Here is a 21,770-nt window from a genome sequence, read left to right on the forward strand (position 1 = left end):
ACTTAATTTTTAAGATTTCAAAAGAAGTTTAAACATTAAGTTTTACTCGACGCTGACTCGTTGTTGCTTTGCTTTAAGTTGCTCAGCGCTCCGTGTCAGTGGGGTCGCATTATAGGGCGACGAATTAAAAGCGCAAGCGATTTTTTGAAGGAAAGTGATAAAAATAGATTGTTCGAGCAATTTTACAGCTAAAAGCTCAATAATAGTACATTTAAACACGAATAAACTGCGTTCATAGCTAAGTTTATTGCAATTTAAAATACATACTAAAGGAACACGCCCCCTTTTTTATTAGGGCTATGTAACTTTTCAAAAAAATAGAGACATCAATGATAGGTAACGAAAAGACCATCATTTTTGGTATAGCCGATGAGTGAAACAATTATAGGTGAAATTAAGAAAAGAAAAAGCCGAGCTATAGCTCGGCTTTTTTGTCTTATTTAAGACTTACTCTGCAGACTGCACGTCTTCTTGAGTTTCTTCCGCTACTGGGCGGTCTAGAAGCTCAACATAAGCCATTGGTGCATTATCACCAGCACGGAAGCCACACTTAAGAATACGAGTGTAACCACCTGGGCGGCCTTCGAAACGAGGACCTAGTTCGCTGAACAATTTACCAACTACTTCTTTATCACGCGTGCGAGCAAACGCTAAACGGCGGTTTGCAACGCTATCAGTCTTAGCCAGTGTGATTAAAGGTTCAATTACACGGCGCAACTCTTTCGCTTTAGGCAAAGTTGTTTTGATGATTTCGTGCTTCACCAAAGAACCAGCCATGTTGCTGAACATCGCTTTGCGATGGCTGCTGTTACGGTTTAATTGACGACCACTCTTACGATGGCGCATGACCCTATCCTTCTAACTAAAATATAGTAACTTAGCTTATTCAGCTAAGCTTGCCGGCGGCCAGTTCTCAAGGCGCATACCTAGTGAAAGACCACGTGAAGCTAGTACATCTTTGATTTCAGTTAGAGACTTCTTACCAAGGTTTGGTGTTTTCAGAAGCTCAACTTCAGTACGCTGTACTAAGTCACCGATATATTGAATTTGCTCGGCTTTCAGACAGTTTGCTGAACGTACTGTTAGCTCAAGGTCATCAACAGGACGAAGCAGAATAGGATCGAATTCTGGCTTCTCTTCTTTCTCTTCTGGCTCAGATACATCACGTAAATCTACGAATGCTTCTAACTGCTCAGCTAAGATAGTAGACGCACGGCGGATCGCTTCTTCAGGATCTAAAGTACCGTTCGTTTCCATATCAATGATTAACTTGTCTAAATCTGTACGTTGTTCAACACGGGCTGACTCAACCGAGTACGCAATACGCTCAACAGGGCTGAATGATGCGTCAAGCATCAAACGACCAATTGGACGCTCATCGTCATCAGAGGATAAACGGCTAGACGCAGGCACATAACCACGACCACGCTCAACACGAATACGCATGCTGATTTCACTATTGTCAGCAGTTAAGTGACAAATAATGTGATCTGGGTTGGCGATTGTTACATCTCCATCGTGCTGGATATCTGCCGCCGTCACAGGGCCTACACCAGACTTAGTCAGGGTCAGAAAAACTTCATCTTTACCTTCTAGAGATACCGCTAAACCTTTTAGATTCAACAAAATTTCAATGATGTCTTCTTGAACGCCTTCTTTCGCGCTGTACTCATGCAATACACCGTCGATTTCAACTTCAGTTACTGCACATCCTGGCATAGATGACAACAGTATACGGCGTAAAGCGTTACCCAAAGTGTGGCCAAAACCACGCTCAAGTGGCTCTAAAACTACTTTAGAACGCGTTGGGTTGATAGCGTCGATATCGACTAACCTTGGCTTTAGGAATTCGGTTACAGAACCCTGCATTTTATCCTCTCTTAACTCTTAACTTTACTTCGAGTAAAGTTCGACGATTAGTTGTTCGTTAATGTCCGCAGACAGATCAGAACGCTCTGGTAGGCGCTTGAAGCTACCTTCCATTTTCTTACCGTCAACTTCAATCCAAGTTGGCTTTTCACGTTGCTCAGCCAACTCTAGAGCAGCGATGATACGCGCTTGCTTTTTAGACTTCTCGCGAATTACTACTACATCTTCAGGAGTAACTACGAAAGAAGGGATATTAACAACACGACCATTAACCATAACCGCTTTGTGGCTAACTAGCTGACGTGCTTCAGCACGCGTGCTTGCAAAACCCATGCGATATACAACATTGTCTAAACGTTGCTCTAGAAGCTGTAGTAGGTTTTCACCTGTGTTACCTTTAAGGCGAGCAGCTTCTTTGTAATAGTTACGGAATTGCTTTTCAAGTATACCGTAGATACGACGTACTTTTTGCTTTTCACGTAATTGTAAACCGTAATCAGATAGACGACCTTTACGAGCGCCGTGCTGACCAGGTGCAGTCTCAAGTTTACACTTTGAGTCGATAGCTCTTACGCCGCTCTTAAGGAACAGGTCAGTACCTTCACGACGACTCAGCTTGAGCTTAGGGCCCAAATATCTTGCCATGTTCTTTCTCCTAACCTATTGTTAAACGCGACGTTTCTTCGGTGGACGACAACCATTATGAGGGATTGGCGTCACGTCAGTGATGTTTGTGATACGGTAACCCGCAGCATTCAATGCACGTACAGCAGACTCACGGCCTGGACCTGGACCTTTAATGAATACTTCTAGGTTCTTAAGACCGTACTCTTGTGCAGCAGTACCTGCACGCTCAGCAGCAACCTGTGCAGCGAACGGAGTAGACTTACGTGAACCACGGAAACCAGAACCACCAGCAGTCGCCCAAGAAAGAGCATTACCTTGACGGTCAGTAATGGTTACGATTGTGTTGTTGAATGATGCATGAACGTGTGCCATACCATCAACAACTTGCTTTTTGACCTTTTTACGACGAATTGGTGCTTTAGCCATAACTTACCCCACCTTATTTCTTGATAGGCTTGCGAGGACCCTTACGAGTACGCGCGTTAGTCTTAGTACGTTGACCACGTAGTGGTAACGAACGACGATGACGTAAGCCACGGAAACAACCAAGGTCCATAAGACGCTTGATGTTTAAAGTCACTTCACGACGAAGATCACCTTCGACAGTGTACTTGCCAACTTCTTCACGAAGTACGTCAAGTGTTTCGTCTGAAAGCTCACCGATTTTTGTAGTTTCGGCGATACCAGTCGCTGCTAAGATCGCCTTAGCGCGAGTTTTACCTACACCATAGATGCTAGTTAAACCAATAACTGCATGCTTATGATCAGGGACGTTAATGCCAGCGATACGGGCCACTAACACATCTCCTATATTTAGATCCGACACCCATCTGTTTGAAAAGCCCGCAAGGATACTCAAACGAAGATCGGATCACATTCAAAAACACAGGCTAAGTAGTATTTACTTAGCCTGCATGACTTTTATTAGCCTTGCCTTTGCTTGTGCTTAGGCTCACTGCAAATTATGCGTACTACACCAGCACGTTTAATAACTTTACAGTTACGGCAAATTTTCTTAACGGAAGCACGTACTTTCATTGCTCAACTCCGTGAAAATAACCTTATCGGCCATAGCCTTTAAGGTTTGCTTTTTTCAGCACAGAATCATACTGATGTGACATCATATGAGTCTGTACTTGTGCCATAAAGTCCATGATTACTACAACGATAATCAAAATTGATGTACCGCCGAAGTAGAATGGCGTTTGCCACGCCATGGTCATAAACTCGGGCACCAGACAGATAAAGGTTATATACAAAGCACCTGCCAATGTCAGGCGTGTCATCACTTTATCAATGTATTTAGATGTCTGCTCACCTGGACGAATGCCTGGAATAAAAGCGCCAGATTTCTTCAGGTTATCTGCTGTCTCACGCGGGTTAAATACCAACGCAGTGTAGAAGAAGCAGAAGAAGATAATAGCCGCAGCTAGGACCATCGCATACAAAGGCTGACCAGGGGTCAACACTGCAGAGATAGCTTGTAGCACATCAGCGACCGGACCTTCACCTTGGCCGAACCAGCTTGCAATTGTACCAGGGAACAAAATTATACTGCTAGCAAAGATTGGTGGAATAACACCCGCCATGTTTACTTTTAGTGGTAAATGCGTGCTTTGAGCAGCAAATACTTGACGACCTTGCTGACGTTTGGCGTAGTTTACAACGATACGACGTTGTCCACGCTCAAAGAATACAACAAGATAAGTAACTGCGAATACGATTACCGCAATCAATAACAGTACAAGAACATTCAGATCACCTTGGCGCGCCATTTCAGCTGTCGAACCAATTGCAGACGGCAGGTTAGCTACAATACCAACAAAAATCAGTACTGAGATACCGTTACCAATACCTCGCTCTGTAATTTGTTCACCCAGCCACATCAAGAACATAGTACCGGTTACTAAGCTCACCACTGCGGTGAAGTAGAAACCGAAACCGGGGTTAACAACTAACCCGTTCATCATGTTTGGTAAGCCTGTAGCAATACCAATTGACTGGAATGTAGCTAGCACGAGCGTACCATACCGCGTGTACTGACTAATTTTCTTACGCCCTTGCTCACCTTCTTTCTTAAGTTCTATCATCGCAGGATGTATATGCGTTAATAGCTGCATAATAATTGAAGCTGAGATATACGGCATAATACCGAGTGCCAGTACCGAAGCACGCTCAAGCGCACCACCGCTGAACATGTTAAACATTTCAACAATGGTGCCCTTTTGTTGCTCGAAGAATTCGGCAAGTACAGCGGCATCAATCCCAGGGATCGGCACGAATGAACCTAGACGGTAAATAATGATAGCGCCCAAAACGAATAGTAATCGACGCTTCAGTTCCGCAAGCCCACTTTGTGCACTTTGCATATCTTGACCTGGTTTAGCCATAGTGTACTTCCTTATTCTTCTACCTTGCCTCCGGCAGCTTCGATAGCTTCGCGAGCACCTTTAGACACTTTAATGCCTTTAACGGTAACTGCGCGTGAAACTTCGCCAGATTTAACAACTTTAACGAACAGAACGTTCTTTTTAACTAGACCAGCTGCTTGTAACGCGTCTAGGTCTACCACATCGCCTTCAACTTTAGCGATTTCGTAAAGGTTAACTTCAGTAGATACTAGAGATTTACGTGAAGTGAAACCAAACTTAGGTAGACGACGTTGCATAGGCATTTGACCGCCTTCGAAACCAACGCGTACTGTACCGCCAGAACGTGATTTTTGGCCTTTATGACCACGGCCACCAGTCTTACCAAGACCAGAACCAATACCACGACCTAGACGTTTCTTTTCAGTTTTTGCACCAGCAGCAGGTGAAAGTGTATTCAAATGCATTCGAATTACCCCTCAACCTTAACCATGTAAGAAACTTGGTTGATCATACCACGTACACATGCTGTGTCTTCTAACTCAACAGTGTGGTTGATACGACGTAAACCAAGGCCACGTAAAGTCGCTTTATGCTTCGGTAAACGACCGATAGAGCTCTTTACTTGAGTAACTTTTACAGTTTTATTAGCCATGGTTAATTACCCCCGAATCTGTTCAACAGTTAAACCACGTTTTGCAGCAATACCTTCTGGAGAATTCATGTTCTCTAGAGCAGAAATTGTTGCACGAACGATGTTGATTGGGTTTGTTGAACCGTATGCTTTTGATAGTACGTTTTGTACACCAGTTACTTCTAGTACTGCACGCATTGCACCACCGGCGATGATACCAGTACCTTCAGATGCTGGCTGCATGTATACTTTAGAACCCGCGTGACGACCCTTGATAGGGTGCTGTAACGTGTTACCGTTTAGTTCAACGTTGATCATGTTACGACGTGCTTTTTCCATTGCTTTTTGAATAGCAGCTGGAACTTCACGTGCTTTACCATAACCAAAACCTACTTTACCTGCGCCATCACCAACAACTGTTAGTGCAGTGAAGCTAAAGATACGACCACCTTTAACCACTTTAGACACACGGTTCACCGCGATTAGCTTTTCAGCCAAATCAGGCTGTTGTTGCTTTGCTTCTACGTTAGCCATTGTCTACTCCTAGAATTGCAGACCGGCTTCACGCGCTGCATCAGCAAGCGCCTTCACACGGCCGTGATATTTAAAGCCACTGCGATCAAAGGCTAGTTTTTCAACACCTTTGTCAGCTGCACGTTCAGCAATCGCTTTACCTACAGCTTGCGCTGCAGCGATGTTGCTAGTGCCTGATACTGATTCAGCAATTGCTTTTTCAACTGTAGAAGCAGCAGCCAGTACTTTACCTTCAGCGTTAACTAGCTGAGCGTAAATGTGACGTGGCGTGCGGTGGATAACAAGACGCGTTGTGCCTTGTTCAATAAAATTTCTACGGGTGCGTTTAGCACGACGTAGACGAGCTGTTTTCTTATCCATCGTCTTACCTTACTTCTTCTTAGCTTCTTTACGACGCACGTGCTCATCTGCGTAACGTACACCTTTACCTTTATAAGGCTCTGGCTCACGGAATGCGCGGATGTTAGCAGCGGTTTGACCAACTAAATGTTTGTCAGCGCCCTTAACTACAAGTTCAGTTTGGCTTGGAGCTTCGATAGTGATGCCCTCAGGGATATCAAAGTTCACTGGGTGAGAGAAGCCAAGAGTTAAGTCTAAAACTTTACCCTTAACAGCCGCACGGTAACCAACACCAACTAATTGAAGTTTTTTCTCGTAGCCTTCGTTAGTACCAACAATCATGTTGTTGATAAGTGCACGAGCAGTACCTGCTTGTGCCCACGCGTTCGCAACGTCACGAGGTGTCGTTGTGATCACGTTGTCAGCTAGAGTTACTTCAACAGCATCGTTGATAGTACGAGACAACTCACCATTTTTGCCTTTAACTGTGATGTCCTGGCCTTTAATTGTAACTTCTACACCGGCAGGAACTGTAATTGGAGCCTTCGCTATACGAGACATTGTTCCCCTCCGATTAAGCTACAAAGCCAATGATTTCACCACCAACGCCTGCACTACGTGCTGCGCGGTCTGTCATCAAGCCTTGAGAAGTTGATACGATAGCGATACCTAGACCACCCATTACCTTAGGTAATGCGTCACGTTTCTTATAGATACGTAGACCAGGGCGGCTAACACGCTGGATGTTTTCGATTACAGCTTTGCCTTCGAAGTACTTTAATTCGATAGTCAATTCTGGTTTTACGTCGCCAGATACTGCGAAGTCAGTGATATAACCTTCTTCTTTTAGTACTTTAGCAACTGCTACTTTCAGCTTTGAAGTTGGCATTGAAACTGATACCTTCTTCGCAGTCTGACCGTTACGGATACGTGTAAACAAATCCGCAATAGGATCTTGCAAGCTCATGTCTTACTCCCGTGACTCTATTACCAAGAAGCCTTTTTAAGGCCAGGAATTTCACCGCGCATAGCTGCTTCGCGAACTTTGATACGGCTCATGCCGAATTTGCGAAGGAAACCATGTGGGCGGCCCGTGATGTTACAACGATTACGTTGACGTGCAGGGCTTGAATCACGCGGTAAGCTTTGAAGCTTTAATACCGCATCCCAACGATCATCTTCAGATGCGTTAACATCGCTGATGATAGCTTTTAGTGCCGCGCGCTTTTCAGCGTACTGAGCAACTAATTTAGTGCGCTTTACTTCGCGCGCTTTCATAGAATTCTTTGCCATAACCCTACCCTTATTTCTTGAATGGGAAGTTAAATGCTTCTAACAACGCACGGCCTTCCTCATCAGTTTTCGCAGAAGTAGTGATTGTGATATCCATACCGCGAACGCGATCTACTTTATCATAATCGATTTCTGGGAAGATGATTTGCTCACGTACGCCCATAGAGTAGTTACCACGACCGTCAAAAGACTTCGAGCTAACACCGCGGAAGTCACGAATACGTGGCATCGCAATTGAGACTAAACGCTCAAGGAAATCCCACATACGCTCGCCGCGTAGGGTTACTTTACAGCCGATTGGGTAGCCTTCACGAATTTTGAAGCCAGCAACTGATTTGCGTGCTTTCGTGATTAGTGCTTTCTGACCAGAGATTGCTTCTAAATCTGCAACAGCGTTTTCTAGAATTTTCTTGTCAGCTAGGGCTTCGCCCACGCCCATGTTTAATGTGATCTTTTCGATCTGAGGGACTTGCATGACAGAGCTGAAACCAAACTTCTCTTGAAGTTCAGCGACTACTTTGTCTTTATATACTTCATGCAGTTTCGCCATCATTCTACTCCAACTATTAGATAGTTTTACCAGTAGATTTGAAGATACGTAATTTCTTACCGTCTTCAATCTTGAAACCTACACGATCTGCTTTACCAGTTTCCTGGTTGAAGATCGCAACGTTTGATACGTCGATTGACGCTTCTTTCTCAATAACACCGCCAGCTTGCTGTAATTGTGGTACAGGCTTCTGGTGCTTCTTGATTAAGTTAATGCCTTCGACAAATACTCGACCAGTTTCAGTAACAACTGAAAGCACTTTACCGCGCTTACCTTTGTCTTTACCGGCTAGTACGATTACTTCGTCATCACGACGGATTTTTGCTGCCATGATAGACTCCTTATAGTACTTCTGGGGCTAGTGAAACGATTTTCATGAACTTTTCAGTACGTAGTTCACGAGTCACAGGGCCGAAGATACGAGTACCAATAGGCTGTAGGTTATCGTTTAAGATAACAGCCGCATTGCTATCGAAACGGATCAATGAACCGTCTGGACGACGAACGCCTTTTTTAGTACGCACAACTACCGCGTTTTTAACATCACCTTTCTTCACTTTACCGCGAGGAATAGCTTCTTTTACAGAAACTTTAATGATGTCACCAACAGCCGCGTAGCGACGGTGCGAACCACCAAGGACTTTAATACACTGCACTTTGCGAGCGCCGCTGTTATCAGCAACGTCCAGCTGAGTTTGCATTTGGATCATATTAATGAGCTCCGGTGTAGTTACAACTCGCTTTAATTTTGTTTAAAATCAAAGCATTTAGATTATATTCCGCTCAAAAAACTAAGTTTCCGTCTTTCAAGGGCGGGCAATTGTACCAGCAAAGGTTGTGTATTCATAGTTCAATTTTTAATTAATTTAGCAAACACAGCTGGTAGAGCGGGTACAGTTTTACTAAGTGGGGTCGTAAGTTAGCTATTTCAATGCAAAACTCCCTTTTTGCATCAATAGATTAAAAAACAAACAACCTATTTTGGCGCGTCTCTATGTTGTTTTAAATAATTTGCCACATTGTCGACTGTGTCTAACCAATAGCCATTAGCAGGGTCTTTAAGATAAACAATGAGTGATTCTAGCGCTTGGCTATCTATGGTATACATGCCTTTTTGTCCCACTTCGTGTCCAGCCAAAATAATCCAGCTCTTGGTAAAGCGCAGCGCGTCCAGCGTTGCTTTGATTTGCTCAAAGGTCATACCGTCAATACGAATACCCGTCAGCTGGGCAAAATCGGTATAGTTTGCGTCATTAGCGGTTTCATCTAACCAAGTACGGCCCGTAGTGAACAGATCAGCAATGAGGGGTACATAACTTTGGACTTCAGCGCCTCGCCCAACAAAGGTGTTACCGCACGGGTAAGCAAACGAGTGCGGTGTGACGCCTAAATTGCTTTCAATAAACTGATTGGTTTTTTCGATGTCATCACGCATCCAAGTTAAATCCACCTGCTCCAAGCCTTTGTTCATCGCTCGCAGCCATTGGAAATTACCCGTACATAAATGGCTTTGTGTGTGGTTTCCAATTTCATGACCATTCTCAGCAACAGCTTGCCACTGCGCTAAACGCCTCTGCACAGGCTCTGGCATTACATAAAATGTACCTTTAACATTGTGTTTATCTAAAATTGCGACGCCAACATCGACCTGACTTTCTCGTGCATCGTCAAAGGTAATACTAATAGCATTGCGAGCACCGTTTGGATACTGCCAAGCTACTATATCTGTGGATGTTTTGCCGTTAGTTTTGCTATGTGGCTCAGCTTCGACATTACTACAACCTGCACAACTTATGACTACCAAGGCCGCAATCACACTTGAGAGCGCTTTTCTCATTATCTCCTCCTTGCTCAACTGACTAAATTAGGAACATTCAGTTAACCACGGGGGGATAAGCGCTTCAATTGAATAAAATTAAATACACGGTTTTGTGTAATTAGAGGTTCTCATCGTCTGCTCATCGCTATAAACTCATAACTTGGTATTAAATATTGGAACTTGTTGCGCAGTGATTGACCTAAGCACCCATTATCAAAACGTGATGCCCATTGGACAAGGTGGCATGAGTACCGTTTTTTTAGCAACAGATGCTAAATTAGGCCGCAAAGTCGCGCTTAAAGTTTTAAATAATACCCAAGCACACAGCCAAACACTGCTCGAAGAAGCCCGCCTATTGGCAAGACTCAATCACCCTAATATTGTGCAAGTATATAATGTACAAGAAATAGACGACTGCTTAGTGCTTGAAATGGAATATGTGCAAGGCACAACTTTGGCAAATCATGTTAAAGAGGCGCATATAAGTTTAGAGCAAAAGCTGTCGATTCTTATTGATATTGCACAGGGCTTAAGCGCCGCGCATCAACAAGATATTTTGCACCTAGACCTAAAAGCCGCCAATGTCTTAATTAATAAACAAGGGCAAGCGAAAATTGCCGACTTTGGTATTTCGCAGCTCAAAGGCGAGCAAGAACTCTCAGCCCTATCGAGCTTTGGCAGCTTAGTCTCAATGTCGCCCGAGCAGCTACGCGAAGAGCCGCTGGACCAACGCAGTGATTTATTTTCATTTGGCTTGCTTGCCTATCAATTACTCACGGGCAATCACCCTTATCGTGGCCAAGCCAAATCTAGTAGTGAGCAAGCCATTGCTGAGCAAATAAAACATGTACCACTCAAAGCCAGTGCCAGTGAGATTATTGGCCTGCCACCGGCATTAATTGCCCTACTCGACCGCTTACTGCAATTTAATAAAGACTTACGCCCAAGCAGTGCCGATGAAGTGGCCATGCAACTCAAGCAAGTCATGATGAGCGTCAGCTACGACAACAGCGACGAAACGGTTGAACTAAACGAAGTTAACATTAGCAACCCAAACAGCGCCCGCAATAAACTCGTTGCTCTGTTTTCACTGGCGTTTTTAGTGATTGGCTTAATTAGCGCGGGCGTTTGGTACTGGCAAGTCAATAAACCAAAAACCTACATTGCGGCGTTGCCAATCAAATATGATGTAGGTACACCTCTAACCGAAGTGCAAAGATACATCGTAAATTTGGGGTTTGAAGATGCAATTAGTAACTTTATCCTTAAACAAGGAGATGTTTTGCAAGTTTCTAACAACGAAGTTAATAATGCCATCAAAGTGATAGGAGATGGAGCACCTCTAGTCGAAATTGGTAAAGCACTTGGAACCGATATTTTTATTGAGCCTACACTTACATGCCATTCATCAATTTGCGAAGTAACATTGCGAACATTAAAAGCAAAAGACGCAACAGTTATCAATAGCACGCGTTTAAGTATCGATACAGAGAGCTTTACGGATGTATTGAGTAATATCGGTATACACCTACGCGATTTATTCTCATCTCAACACTCTACTCCTCAATATTCAAAAAATCTGTACACGGACTACCTCGCTTTATATCAGCAAGTGAATTCTGGGACTCAAGAAATTGAAAAGAATGCGCAAACCATTAGGCTTCTAGTTAGGCAGGCGCCAGAGTTTTTACCACTATTTACTCTTTACAGGCAAATTGCCATCGAAGCACATAGGCAATTGGCAGATACAAGCCTATTGTTAGATTTTTTAGACGTCCTTGAAGGCGCTCCATCAAATTACAAATCAAGCAATCAATTTCAAAAAGAAAAACTACTTGCGTTTCAAGAGCTCAACGATTGGAAAGCTGCAGAAACCCTACTGAATTCACTATCTGAATCAAATATGGACGAGTACGATCTTAATATGCTTAAAGCCAATTATTATCAATACAGGGCTAACTACTCTAAATCACTTACCCATATTTCAAGAGCATTCCACCTCCGACCGACTCTTCGGGCCATGCGCAACCTTGCTGTTATACACGTGTACAATGGAAATTACCCTTCAGCACTTAACTATTTAAACCAATTAAAAGAGATTGCCCCCCGAGATATTTGGGCCTTGACTACATTGGCAGACATTTCACTTGCAAGTGGAGACCCAAAAAAAGCAATTATCAACTATCAGAATATACTCGCACTAACACCACTGAACTCGACAGTTTTATCCAATTTATCCATCGCTTATCAGCTAGAAGGTAACTATAAAGAGGCCGTTTTTGCCGCAAGAAGAGCATACTCATTGAATCCAAAACACATTAGCGTAGCACTCAATTTAGCTGATAGCCTCATGCTATACAACGAACAAGATACTGCTATAGATGTTTACAATAATATAATCAAAATGACTGAAAGCTCAGACAACATTGATGATAATTTAGCTCGTGCTCAGGCTTTATTACATACTGGAAAAGGGTCTAGTGCATTAAAATTGATCGACAAAATTAAAATGCAGCATACTGGCATTCACGATATTTTATTCATTGAAGCTATGATTCTTACAACACTCGGAGAATACCAATCAGCATTGCTCACAATTCAAAAAAGTATTGAAAAGGGATGGAGTAGTCACTTTTATCAACTTCCTTGGTTTTCAGAACTTTGTCAGTACAAAAGTGACTTAAAAGAAATAATTAATGCAGAACATGTAAAAACAGCCTGTACTAACTAAGTCTATTCAAAAGCCTCTCAAGGGGGCGCATTTTGCAATATGATTCGTGGATCTTGCGAAAAATATCGCACATCAGGATTTTCATCACCAATCACTTTAGCTATCAGTCTAAAATTCACTTGATAGTCAGTCTTTTCTACAAGTGCGGTAGAAAGTGATTTATTTGCATTATGAGTATCTGATAAAAACGTCAATGCAGTGTCGGATAGCGATAAGTTAGGCTCAATATTTGAAATCGTCACAACTAACGATTTGCCGCCATTGGCTACCACACTGCTTAATTGGTAGTTAAAGTTATCGTTGGCATCCACAAATAATGTACCGTTTTCCGCAAACCGCCAGCCTTGTTCTGCTGCCCCCTGTAGCATTTCATAATATAGGCACACAGGTTGCCCTGCTGGCAACTCACTCAAATATACCGCAACGTTTTCTACATTGTGGCCTTGCATATCGGTGATAACCCATGGCTCACCCTCGGTTTCTATACGAGGTGACACAAGATAACTAAAATCTTGGCTCATTTTTGCTTCCTTAAATTTAGCGTTGTTAAGATATAAAACCATATCTTATCTTGTATCACAATTACACCGAATTACAGCCATTTTAATGCAGTTACCCCCATCAAAGAGCAGCTTCATCATTTTAGTAATAGGTCCGTATCGCTGCGCGCTCTTACGCAGACAGCTAAACATTAACAGAAGTTGCTAAATTAAAAACACTGCGTTATAAACCAAGTGATACATATCGCGACAGAGCAATCGCCGCTTTGGGAAGCAAAAACCAAAAAAGGAAGCCAAATGAAAGCTAAAAGCCCAACATCACAAACCATCCCAACTCACCTGCTAAACCAAATCGCAGGTGGTTATAAAGTGAATAATCGCTATCAAAACCGTAATCGTATGGAGCGTGACGGGCTAGTACATACTTGTCCCCAAGTGATAATCAGTGGTATCCCTCCATATTAAGCTAGGCTAACTAGAAATTCATACCATTTAAAAAGGCGGCAAACATTTAGCCGCTTATCAACAAACCTTATTCAATCTTAGCAATTTACCCGCCAAACAAGCCCTTCAACTTATCTTTTAATTTATCTTTTACCTTATCTTTGGCTTTGTCTTTCGCCGCACCACTCACGTCAATATTCACATCCACTTTATGGAACGGACCTTTAATGCGCAGGGGTACTTTAAAGCCAGTGCTGTCATCGGTGCTGGCTTGGCCTTCAATGGTATCGACAATGCCCGTGACTAAACGGTAATTCACATTGGTTTGTGGTAAGTCCACATCGCCTTCGCCAGTAATGCGAATCAGTGGACTGGCCAAATACAAATCCGTGTTGCGCCCTACTCCGTTAGTAAATACAAGGCTGCCTGTAAGCGATGAAAAGTCGGTTTTTTGCTCAGGATTATAATCGGCATTGAGACCTTCTTTGAGAGATGAAAAGTCGCCTTTGAGCATTTCTTTGGCTTTGCGGGTCATCTCGGCAATGTTAGCGCCTTTTACGCCACCATCTTTTAGATTAAATGCCAACTTACCGCCAAGGGCTGATACAAAACTCTTTTGGCTTTGCCCCTGTGTGGTTAAGTCCCAGTTGACGCTGCCTTTGCCTAATACCTTATCAAAGCCTACTGCATCAGTAAGTAGGGGTTCTGCATTAATGCTATCTAAGGCAAATTGGGTGTTAATTTTATACGGTGTACGGCTGGCATCCACTTTTACCGCGCCCTTACCGCTACCTTCGTAGGCATTAAATTTATCTAACCCGATATGTGCCACGCCCTGATTAAGCTTAAACGATAGTTGGTTTTCACCTAACCTTATCTCGCGTGCTTTTAGGCCTGTTGAGCGCACCACTACATTAGCATCAAGCGAGTTAAGGGCCGACAAATCAATCGGTGTATCATCCCAAACAATGGGCTGTGCTTCTTTTTGCTCTTTGGGTGCTTCTGCTTGTTTTACAGGCTCTGGCAAGTAAGGGTTTAAGTCCAACATACCTAAATCAACATTGGCTTGAACATTAAGGCGCTTGCCAAGCTCTAGTGTACTTTGGCCCTTAATAGTCAGTTCATCCAGTTTGGCGGTGAGCGTTTTAAGGGTAAAGGTTTGCCCGCTCATATGCATCGCGCCGCTTACTTCAAATTGGTTAAAGGCATTGTCTTTGGCTTTAAGGTCAACCCCTTGCCACTGCGCAATGGCTTTTACTGAGTCACCTTTAAGGGTAAGCTCACCCTGAATATCTTGACCCCCTTGCGCCACTTTACCCGTAAAGTTCATATTAACGAGCGCAGAGTTAAGCGCTTGGGTCACGCTAAAGGTATCGCCGCCAATCAACTTAGCCGGCGTTGCCAATGTGGTGCTCAGCTCAAATACTTGCTGTTGATAGGTGATAGAGCCTGCAATAGCCAGCGTTTCGCGCAATGATGGCAGCTGCACCGTCACCTCAATATCACTTAATTGGTGCTGTACTTTAGTTTGCCCATCTTTATAAGTGAAAGTACCGCCATAAATTGCCACTTCACCTAACTTCACATCAAAGTTCTCTGGTAAAGATGTGCTCCCTTCACTTGATGTTGATTGCTTATCGTTGCTTTTCGCTGTCGGAAATATCTGCCAGTTTGGCACCCCTTGCTGATCGGTCTCTAATAAAATATCAGGCTGACGAATCACGAACTTCTCAAGCTTTGCTTGACCGCCCAATATCGATAACCAGGGGATATGCACTTCTAGTGCCTGCATGCTCACCATGTTGTCGCGGCTGCCCGATGACATATTGGCAAAATGCACATCATTGAGCTCTATTTTTAAACTCGGTAACACCGATAGCTCACTGTGCCCTAATACCTGTAATTTACGACCGGTGTTGAGCTCTACTTGCTCAGATAGCTCACTGATTATGCGCTCGGTAGGAATTAAAAAAGGAGCCGCGAGTACCACACCAACTAACACAAGTACCGTTGCACCTAATACCTTTATCACGGTTTTCATAACGTTCCTTAATTACTGATAACTGAAGCCATTACAACTATAGTAGCGCTGCTGATAACTAAATTCATGCCTAATGACGATGATAACAGTAAAAATTAATATCACGGTGAGATGTTTTAGGTCGATCTGAGTAAATATCAATTTATTGGATTGTAAGTTCGCTATTCTTCGGTATGATCGCCCGCCCTTGTCAGATTTAGCTGGCATTGGCTAAACTTAATAGATGAATTTTTAAGCAAGTGTGTGGAGACTCAAACCAGCATGAAGAAGTTGCTCATTTCCCCGTCAAGAATGGCTCTGGGTGAACAGGAAAGTCAGATTTACCAAAATATTTTAAAGCAAGCAACTGAGATCAGTTTAAACCTAATGGCGGTAAAGGTAGAGAACCACCCTGAAGACTTTTTGCTATGGTGCTACGAGCTGCTAGACGTAGCAAAAAACCGACTCAATTTTGATTTGCTGGATGACCATCAACTGCCCACCGTTAAAAAGCTACAAGATCAACTCATCTCGGCCATTAGCTTTTTACAACTAAAAACGCTGCGTATTACCCCTTGGCCCGTTTTAGTTGCTTTTGTTGAGCAACACCGTGATGCGCTGGCCGTTGATGAACAACTTAAGCTCACCACTTACTTAGCAGACAAACGTGCAACTCCACTGAAAGAGATGATTGTTGAAGACAGACTCGCCTTTAGTGGTAAACATGCCGCGTCACTCGATACCAGCGTATACAACTTTGATGTGGAGTGGTTTAGTTCAACTAAAAATGCCAAAGGCTTTCATCAGTTATTGGCCGACTTACCGGGTGCATTTGACGAAGCACTGGCACATATTCCGCCGCAAGGTGATGTAAGCGAGCAAGACTACCAGCAATTTGTGGTTGCCTATTTGCTGGCATTTAATGGCAGCGATGAAAAGCCAACACTTGCCCCTGCCACACGATTGCTAGCAATGCGTCGCCCTGATGTATTCACACCAATTAGTAGCTCAAAGTTAGATGCGCTATGCTCAGCATTTGGCATTACCAAACTGAATAACCGCGATTTTGAACGCTACTGGCAAGATATTGTACACACAGTACATGCTATGCCTTGGTTTAAAATGCCCACTCCAGCAAATGAATTTGAGCAACAACTAGCAGATATTAAAGCATTACTGCCTTGCTGGTTTTACTATGCAGACCAAGACACAGCAGAGGGCTCAAACTACTTAAAGTTACTCAATAAACCACAGCGTACCACCAGCAGTGGCAGCAAAAAAGTTGTTCGCCGTGGTAAAGAGTCAGCAGAGGTATTGGTTGACAGAGCTTTAAGTGATGAGTCTATTCCTGAGCATATTCGCACTAAGCGTGACTCAATTGTGGCTGAAGTAGAAAAAGGCCGCAGTGTAGATGAAACTATCTCACTGATGCGCGCTATTTTCGGCTAAGCCCCTCTAACACACATAATTTGCACATGTCGCTTGCTAGGTACATGTGCAAATTTCATTCAAAACGCACCACACCAGTGCATGTGCGTGCGCTTTATGTCGTAACCTTCTTACACTAACTTTAATTAAATTCATAATAATCATTGCGTTAAATAAATAATTTTGTTTTCTTCAAAATTGGCGTAAGCGTTGCTCAATCTATTTCCAACTCAGTGCTCTAAGGAAATATAATGAAAAAAACAGCTTCTTTATTGGCTCTTGCATGCCTTTCTATCACCTCTTTTAACAGTCTTGCCGAAGTGAGCGCAAACGTTGCTGCTAGCTCCAACTACTATTGGCGCGGCGTTACGCAAACCGATGATGGCGCAGCGCTCTCTGGGGGAATGGATTACAGCTCAGAAAGCGGCTTTTATGCGGGTACTTGGATGTCCAATGTAGACTTTGGTGACCAAACCAGTTACGAAATGGATCTGTACGCAGGCTTTAGTGGCGAAACACAAGGTTTTGGCTACGATGTTGGTTACTTATATTACGCCTACCCAGACGCCCCTGGATCGAGCAATTTTGGCGAGCTTTATGGATCAATTAGCTGGCAATGGCTCAGTGTTAAAGCCAGTTATCTAACTCATGCACAAAAAGACTCAAGCACTGAAGAAGATATGCTCTATCTGGAGCTCAACGCCAGCTTGAATATTCTTAATGATAGCGAACTTGCACTGCATATTGGTCGCTCAAGCGGCGACACCATCAAAGAGTGGACTGGCGAAGACGATAGCTATATGGACTATCGTGTCAGCGTCTCTAAAGACGGCTTTACTTTAGGGTTAATCAAAACCGACCTAAATACTAACGACGATGTTAAAGCGTTTGTCAGTTACGGTGTGAACTTTACATTGTAACGGCTAATTTTTTGATACTTGCTGCAAAACTCAAGGGCCGAAAGGCCCTTTTATCATTTGGTCATTCTTCATTACGGTACGCTGTGCCCTGTAGATGCTTGCCAAATGCGGTACCACTGCTCACGAGATAGGTCGATATGCACAGACTCAACCGCGGCCTTAACACGCTCAATATTACCCGTACCAAGTACCACCGATGGGTGCGATGGCAAACGTTTTAGCCACGCATAAGCAATTTGGTCAATTGATGTGGCCGATACTTCCTGTGCAACTTCTTCAAGTACAACAGCCAAACGGATAGCCTTTTGATCTTTTTTATCAAACAATCTACCTCCCGCCAATGGCGACCAAATCATAGGGTGAATACCTCGCTGTTGACACTGATCGAGTGTGCCATCGTCCAGCGCTTTCATTTCATACACAGAGCACTCGATTTGATTAGTAACCAAGGAAAAAGATAATCGCGATTGTAATAACGCAAATTGCGACGGTGTGAAGTTAGACACCCCAAAGTGCAAAACGTCGCCCACTTGCCTAAGGCTATTAAATGCCTCAGCCATTTCATCCACATCCATCAAATAATCAGGACGATGGATAAGTAAAACATCTAGCCTATCAGTATTGAAGTTTTTAAGGCTTTGCTGAGCCGAAGCAATGATATGCGCTTTACTTGAATCATAATGATTTGCCTTGCCCGCCAAGCCCTGTTTAGCCAAAGCAGGGCGAATGCCGCATTTAGTAATGATTTTAATTTGATTGCGGATATGGGGAGCCAGCTTTAAAGCGCGACCAAAGGCGCGCTCACACTCATACTCACCATAAATATCAGCGTGATCTGTGTGTTTAATTCCTAAATCAATGCATTGCTCCAGATAGCTTACACATTGCTTATCTGTTAGCTGCCAATCCAGTAAACGCCAAAACCCAAGAACAAGCGGGTCTATTACTCGGTGGCTTGATAGCTGATTCATAATGTAACCTTGATACTGCTCGCAACTTGTATTGCTTTTGTTGTCGCCTGCGCCACAGACAGTTCTCTGGCAAGCGCTACACCCATGCGACGAGTGCCTGCAACTTCAGGCTTACCAAATAAGCGTAGCTCAGTATTTGGAATAGCCAACGCTTCTTGCAAACCGCTGAACTGTAACTGCTGTGACTCACCCGTCACCAATATAACACTTGATGCTGAAGGACCATGAAAATGAATGTTAGGGATCGGTAATCCTAAAATGGCTCTAACATGCAGCGCAAATTCACTCAAGTCTTGTGAGATTAAAGTCACCATGCCTGTATCGTGAGGTCTAGGAGAGACTTCACTAAAATAGACTTCATCGCCCTTAATAAATAGCTCAACACCAAATAACCCACGGCCCCCTAACGCTTCGGTTACTTTACTGGCGATGTCTTTACTGCGTGCTAAAGCCAGCTCGCTCATTTGCTGCGGTTGCCAGCTTTGCTGATAGTCACCGTTTTCTTGTACATGGCCAATGGGTTCACAGAAACTGGTGCCATTTACATGACGAATGGTAAGCAAGGTGATCTCATAATCAAACTCAACAAACCCTTCAACAATCACCCGACCTTGCCCAGCACGGCCCCCCTCTTGTGCATATTGCCATGCAGCATCAATACCCTGCGCTTGCCTAATAACACTTTGTCCTTTTCCTGAAGAACTCATAATGGGTTTAACCACACAAGGCATACCAATTTCAGTAACGGCATGCTTAAAGTCCTCGAAGGTATCCACAAAGCAATAAGGGGATGTCGCCAGACCAAGTTCTTCAGCAGCCAAACGGCGAATTCCCTCTCGATTCATGGTCAATTGTGCGGCTTTTGCGCTTGGTACAACGGTGTAACCCCGTTGCTCTAACTCCACCAGCTTATCTGTCGCAATCGCTTCTATTTCTGGCACGATATAATCTGGCTGTTCTTGTTCGATTATCTGCGCTAAACGCATGCCATCAAGCATAGATAACACATAGCTTCTGTCTGCAACTTGCATAGCGGGTGCGTGTTCATATCTATCTAAGACCACAACTTCACACCCTAGGCGCTTGAATTCGATCACCACCTCTTTGCCAAGTTCACCACCACCACATAACAAGACTTTACACGCCGTTTTTGAAAAAGGCGTGCCTAATGGTTTAATTTTCATTTGTTTTCCTATGGTAACCAATCACGCGTTATTGCAGCTTAACTTGCGCCTCAAACTTAGGCTGATCATTAAGCTGTAAGCTCAGCAGTGCTTTGTCTTCTAGTTTGCCTACCCCTTTTGGGGTGCCTGTCAAAATAACATCTCCCGGCATTAATGTGCAAAATTGGCTAATACTTTGCAACAGTTGTGCAAATGAGAAGATCATCAAGTCTGTATTGCCATGCTGCATGAGCTGATTATTCTGCCAAAATCGAAATTCCAGATTTTGCAAAGCAGCTAATGTATTTACCGCAACAAAAGGAGTGATAGGACAACTGCCGTCATACGCTTTAGCACGCTCCCATGGATACCCTTGCTGCTTGAGCTCTGATTGCATGTCGCGTAAGGTTAAATCAAGTGCTAAACCTACTCCAACTATCGCTTCCAGTGGTGAGGTATGGTGTTTATCTAGTCTCTCACCGATTAGTAACGCAAGCTCTGCTTCGTAGTGATGTTCACCGAGCGATTTATCTAACTTAATTTCTTCTTTGAAGCTTTGATAGCTGGTGCTTGGTTTCATGAAAATTAAAGGCTCTGAGGGGATGAGATTATTGAGCTCTTGTGCATGTTCAACATAATTACGTCCAACACACACTATCTTACCCAAAGGTAGATCCACTTTTTGACCACTTGCCCATTGGTGTGTATACATAGCATCTCCGTTAAGCATATATGCATATTTACATCTTGGGCCCTGATCATAAGCTAGTTTGCTAATTTTAAAAGCGTTTTAAATATCTCTCTAATAATAATTACTGTTACACATACTTAGAGCGCACTTTTCATATAATGTGTTGCCCTACTCATTTATTTGCACCTGACCGCATGCGGATACCTTGTCATAAACATATTGAGAGTCATTGCAAAACGTTATCCAATCGTCATCTCCCAAAAAGCTCAACTTCCTCATAAACTCACCTAAGTTTAACGGCCCATAGTCGGGTAGCAGAGCATACTCAACTCGCCCTTGTTGCGGCTCCTGAGCGTTTTCAAATAATGGTTGAATATAATTAAAGCGAATAGTTTGTGCTCTTTTGGAAAGACGAAGCTGCATTGCTCGGTCAAAAAATGCTTGTGCTTGCTCAGCGACTTTGTATTTGTAGCGATAACCGCGGCCTTGCTGAATACTCTCATCATTTTTCGAAATAAATACTAACGGAAACCGCTGTTCTATCATGCGCTCATTTTGTTGGTACGACAGCTCAACGTAAGCATGGGCAATTTTTTCATCCAAAGGCTTAGAGCTAATTAGTCGATTCTGAAAATCTCGGTTTTTCAAAAAACTGAGGTTGTTCAATTTGGATTGCTATCTTTAGATTCGGTTAACCATCTAACGTTTTTGTTGTTGATTTTCACGTGCCAATGGCGCACATAGCCAATATAAAATCCAGACGTAAAAAAGCCTCAATAGGGTTAGGATTTTTCTAAAGTTTTGGCCCACACCCGCTAGAATGGCATTGAGTTTGTCGCCCAATATGCCTTTCAAGCGGTTTAATCCC

General features: G+C 43.4%; 28 protein-coding genes. 4 read left to right on the forward strand and 24 right to left on the reverse strand.

All coding sequences use genetic code 11. The features are described 5' to 3' along the window. Positions 1–447: 447 nt before the first annotated feature. From rplQ to HC733_RS19405, 18 genes are all read right to left on the reverse strand, one after another. Positions 448–846: a 50S ribosomal protein L17 gene (rplQ, locus tag HC733_RS19320; RefSeq protein WP_190366635.1), complete on the reverse strand. Its 399-nt coding sequence runs from the start codon at positions 844–846 to the stop codon at positions 448–450. A gap of 36 nt (positions 847–882) precedes the next feature. Next, positions 883–1,869 (reverse strand): DNA-directed RNA polymerase subunit alpha, encoded by a 987-nt coding sequence (locus HC733_RS19325; protein WP_190366636.1) that lies wholly within the window; start codon positions 1,867–1,869, stop codon positions 883–885. Between the two features lie 24 nt (positions 1,870–1,893). Further along, a complete protein-coding gene (gene rpsD / locus HC733_RS19330; protein ID WP_070986503.1) occupies positions 1,894–2,514 on the reverse strand; it encodes a 30S ribosomal protein S4 in 621 nt (206 codons plus the stop codon). Between the two features lie 21 nt (positions 2,515–2,535). Beyond that, positions 2,536–2,922: a 30S ribosomal protein S11 gene (rpsK, locus tag HC733_RS19335; RefSeq protein ID WP_010363724.1), complete on the reverse strand. Its 387-nt coding sequence runs from the start codon at positions 2,920–2,922 to the stop codon at positions 2,536–2,538. Between the two features lie 13 nt (positions 2,923–2,935). After that, positions 2,936–3,292 carry a 30S ribosomal protein S13 gene (gene rpsM / locus HC733_RS19340; RefSeq protein ID WP_105189430.1) on the reverse strand — a complete coding sequence of 119 codons (357 nt, stop codon included), beginning with the start codon at positions 3,290–3,292 and terminating at the stop codon, positions 2,936–2,938. 128 nt (positions 3,293–3,420) lie between these two features. Next, a complete protein-coding gene (rpmJ, locus tag HC733_RS19345) occupies positions 3,421–3,534 on the reverse strand; it encodes a 50S ribosomal protein L36 (RefSeq protein ID WP_190366637.1) in 114 nt (37 codons plus the stop codon). 23 nt (positions 3,535–3,557) lie between these two features. Next, a complete protein-coding gene (gene secY / locus HC733_RS19350; RefSeq protein ID WP_152084657.1) occupies positions 3,558–4,886 on the reverse strand; it encodes a preprotein translocase subunit SecY in 1,329 nt (442 codons plus the stop codon). A gap of 11 nt (positions 4,887–4,897) precedes the next feature. Beyond that, on the reverse strand, positions 4,898–5,332 hold the full coding sequence (gene rplO, locus HC733_RS19355) for a 50S ribosomal protein L15 (protein WP_190366638.1): 435 nt from the start codon (positions 5,330–5,332) through the stop codon (positions 4,898–4,900). Between the two features lie 5 nt (positions 5,333–5,337). Further along, entirely contained in the window at positions 5,338–5,520 is a 183-nt protein-coding gene (gene rpmD / locus HC733_RS19360; protein WP_016710201.1) for a 50S ribosomal protein L30, read from the reverse strand. Between the two features lie 6 nt (positions 5,521–5,526). Next, on the reverse strand, positions 5,527–6,033 hold the full coding sequence (rpsE, locus tag HC733_RS19365) for a 30S ribosomal protein S5 (RefSeq protein WP_190366639.1): 507 nt from the start codon (positions 6,031–6,033) through the stop codon (positions 5,527–5,529). A 9-nt stretch (positions 6,034–6,042) separates the two neighbouring features. After that, a complete protein-coding gene (gene rplR, locus HC733_RS19370; RefSeq protein ID WP_070986507.1) occupies positions 6,043–6,393 on the reverse strand; it encodes a 50S ribosomal protein L18 in 351 nt (116 codons plus the stop codon). Between the two features lie 9 nt (positions 6,394–6,402). Further along, positions 6,403–6,933, reverse strand: coding sequence for a 50S ribosomal protein L6 (rplF, locus tag HC733_RS19375; protein ID WP_190366640.1), 531 nt, complete (start codon positions 6,931–6,933; stop codon positions 6,403–6,405). A gap of 13 nt (positions 6,934–6,946) precedes the next feature. After that, positions 6,947–7,339 carry a 30S ribosomal protein S8 gene (gene rpsH, locus HC733_RS19380; RefSeq protein ID WP_105169332.1) on the reverse strand — a complete coding sequence of 131 codons (393 nt, stop codon included), beginning with the start codon at positions 7,337–7,339 and terminating at the stop codon, positions 6,947–6,949. A gap of 20 nt (positions 7,340–7,359) precedes the next feature. Next, positions 7,360–7,665 (reverse strand): 30S ribosomal protein S14, encoded by a 306-nt coding sequence (gene rpsN, locus HC733_RS19385; RefSeq protein WP_190366641.1) that lies wholly within the window; start codon positions 7,663–7,665, stop codon positions 7,360–7,362. 10 nt (positions 7,666–7,675) lie between these two features. Next, positions 7,676–8,215, reverse strand: coding sequence for a 50S ribosomal protein L5 (rplE, locus tag HC733_RS19390; protein ID WP_190366642.1), 540 nt, complete (start codon positions 8,213–8,215; stop codon positions 7,676–7,678). A gap of 16 nt (positions 8,216–8,231) precedes the next feature. Beyond that, positions 8,232–8,546 carry a 50S ribosomal protein L24 gene (gene rplX / locus HC733_RS19395; protein WP_190366643.1) on the reverse strand — a complete coding sequence of 105 codons (315 nt, stop codon included), beginning with the start codon at positions 8,544–8,546 and terminating at the stop codon, positions 8,232–8,234. 10 nt (positions 8,547–8,556) lie between these two features. Then, positions 8,557–8,925 (reverse strand): 50S ribosomal protein L14, encoded by a 369-nt coding sequence (gene rplN / locus HC733_RS19400; protein ID WP_010378257.1) that lies wholly within the window; start codon positions 8,923–8,925, stop codon positions 8,557–8,559. 266 nt (positions 8,926–9,191) lie between these two features. Continuing rightward, entirely contained in the window at positions 9,192–10,052 is an 861-nt protein-coding gene (locus HC733_RS19405; protein ID WP_190366644.1) for a polysaccharide deacetylase family protein, read from the reverse strand. A gap of 172 nt (positions 10,053–10,224) precedes the next feature. On the opposite strand from HC733_RS19405, the gene HC733_RS19410 reads away from it, so the two are divergent. After that, positions 10,225–12,765, forward strand: a complete 2,541-nt coding sequence (locus HC733_RS19410; protein ID WP_190366645.1) for a protein kinase domain-containing protein — start codon at positions 10,225–10,227, stop codon at positions 12,763–12,765. 17 nt (positions 12,766–12,782) lie between these two features. Here HC733_RS19410 and HC733_RS19415 read toward each other — a convergent pair whose 3' ends face one another. Then, positions 12,783–13,286 (reverse strand): hypothetical protein, encoded by a 504-nt coding sequence (locus HC733_RS19415; protein WP_190366646.1) that lies wholly within the window; start codon positions 13,284–13,286, stop codon positions 12,783–12,785. Between the two features lie 276 nt (positions 13,287–13,562). On the opposite strand from HC733_RS19415, the gene HC733_RS19420 reads away from it, so the two are divergent. Continuing rightward, complete coding sequence (locus HC733_RS19420) at positions 13,563–13,730, forward strand: hypothetical protein (protein WP_190366647.1); 168 nt, start codon at positions 13,563–13,565, stop codon at positions 13,728–13,730. Positions 13,731–13,815: 85 nt separating this feature from the next. Here HC733_RS19420 and HC733_RS19425 read toward each other — a convergent pair whose 3' ends face one another. After that, the gene (locus tag HC733_RS19425) at positions 13,816–15,750 is read right to left on the reverse strand and encodes an AsmA family protein (RefSeq protein WP_190366648.1); all 1,935 of its coding nucleotides are present in this window, start codon (positions 15,748–15,750) and stop codon (positions 13,816–13,818) included. A 261-nt stretch (positions 15,751–16,011) separates the two neighbouring features. Here HC733_RS19425 and HC733_RS19430 point away from each other — a divergent pair, with 261 nt between their 5' ends. Together HC733_RS19430 and HC733_RS19435 are read left to right on the forward strand one after the other, a co-directional pair. Next, positions 16,012–17,178: a hypothetical protein gene (locus HC733_RS19430; protein ID WP_190366649.1), complete on the forward strand. Its 1,167-nt coding sequence runs from the start codon at positions 16,012–16,014 to the stop codon at positions 17,176–17,178. 230 nt (positions 17,179–17,408) lie between these two features. Continuing rightward, positions 17,409–18,077, forward strand: coding sequence for a TorF family putative porin (locus HC733_RS19435; protein ID WP_190366650.1), 669 nt, complete (start codon positions 17,409–17,411; stop codon positions 18,075–18,077). A gap of 71 nt (positions 18,078–18,148) precedes the next feature. Here the strand turns inward: HC733_RS19435 and HC733_RS19440 are convergent, their stop codons facing one another. From HC733_RS19440 to HC733_RS19455, 4 genes are all read right to left on the reverse strand, one after another. Continuing rightward, positions 18,149–19,048, reverse strand: coding sequence for an aldo/keto reductase (locus HC733_RS19440; RefSeq protein ID WP_190366651.1), 900 nt, complete (start codon positions 19,046–19,048; stop codon positions 18,149–18,151). Further along, a complete protein-coding gene (gene purT, locus HC733_RS19445) occupies positions 19,045–20,232 on the reverse strand; it encodes a formate-dependent phosphoribosylglycinamide formyltransferase (RefSeq protein WP_190366652.1) in 1,188 nt (395 codons plus the stop codon). Before purT ends, HC733_RS19440 begins: the two co-directional genes overlap by 4 nt. A 28-nt stretch (positions 20,233–20,260) precedes the next feature. Continuing rightward, positions 20,261–20,923: a fumarylacetoacetate hydrolase family protein gene (locus tag HC733_RS19450; protein ID WP_190366653.1), complete on the reverse strand. Its 663-nt coding sequence runs from the start codon at positions 20,921–20,923 to the stop codon at positions 20,261–20,263. Positions 20,924–21,070: 147 nt separating this feature from the next. Beyond that, complete coding sequence (locus HC733_RS19455; RefSeq protein WP_190366654.1) at positions 21,071–21,568, reverse strand: hypothetical protein; 498 nt, start codon at positions 21,566–21,568, stop codon at positions 21,071–21,073. Positions 21,569–21,770: the final 202 nt, after the last annotated feature.

Source organism: Pseudoalteromonas sp. S16_S37 (assembly GCF_014694405.1).
Lineage (GTDB): Bacteria > Pseudomonadota > Gammaproteobacteria > Enterobacterales > Alteromonadaceae > Pseudoalteromonas.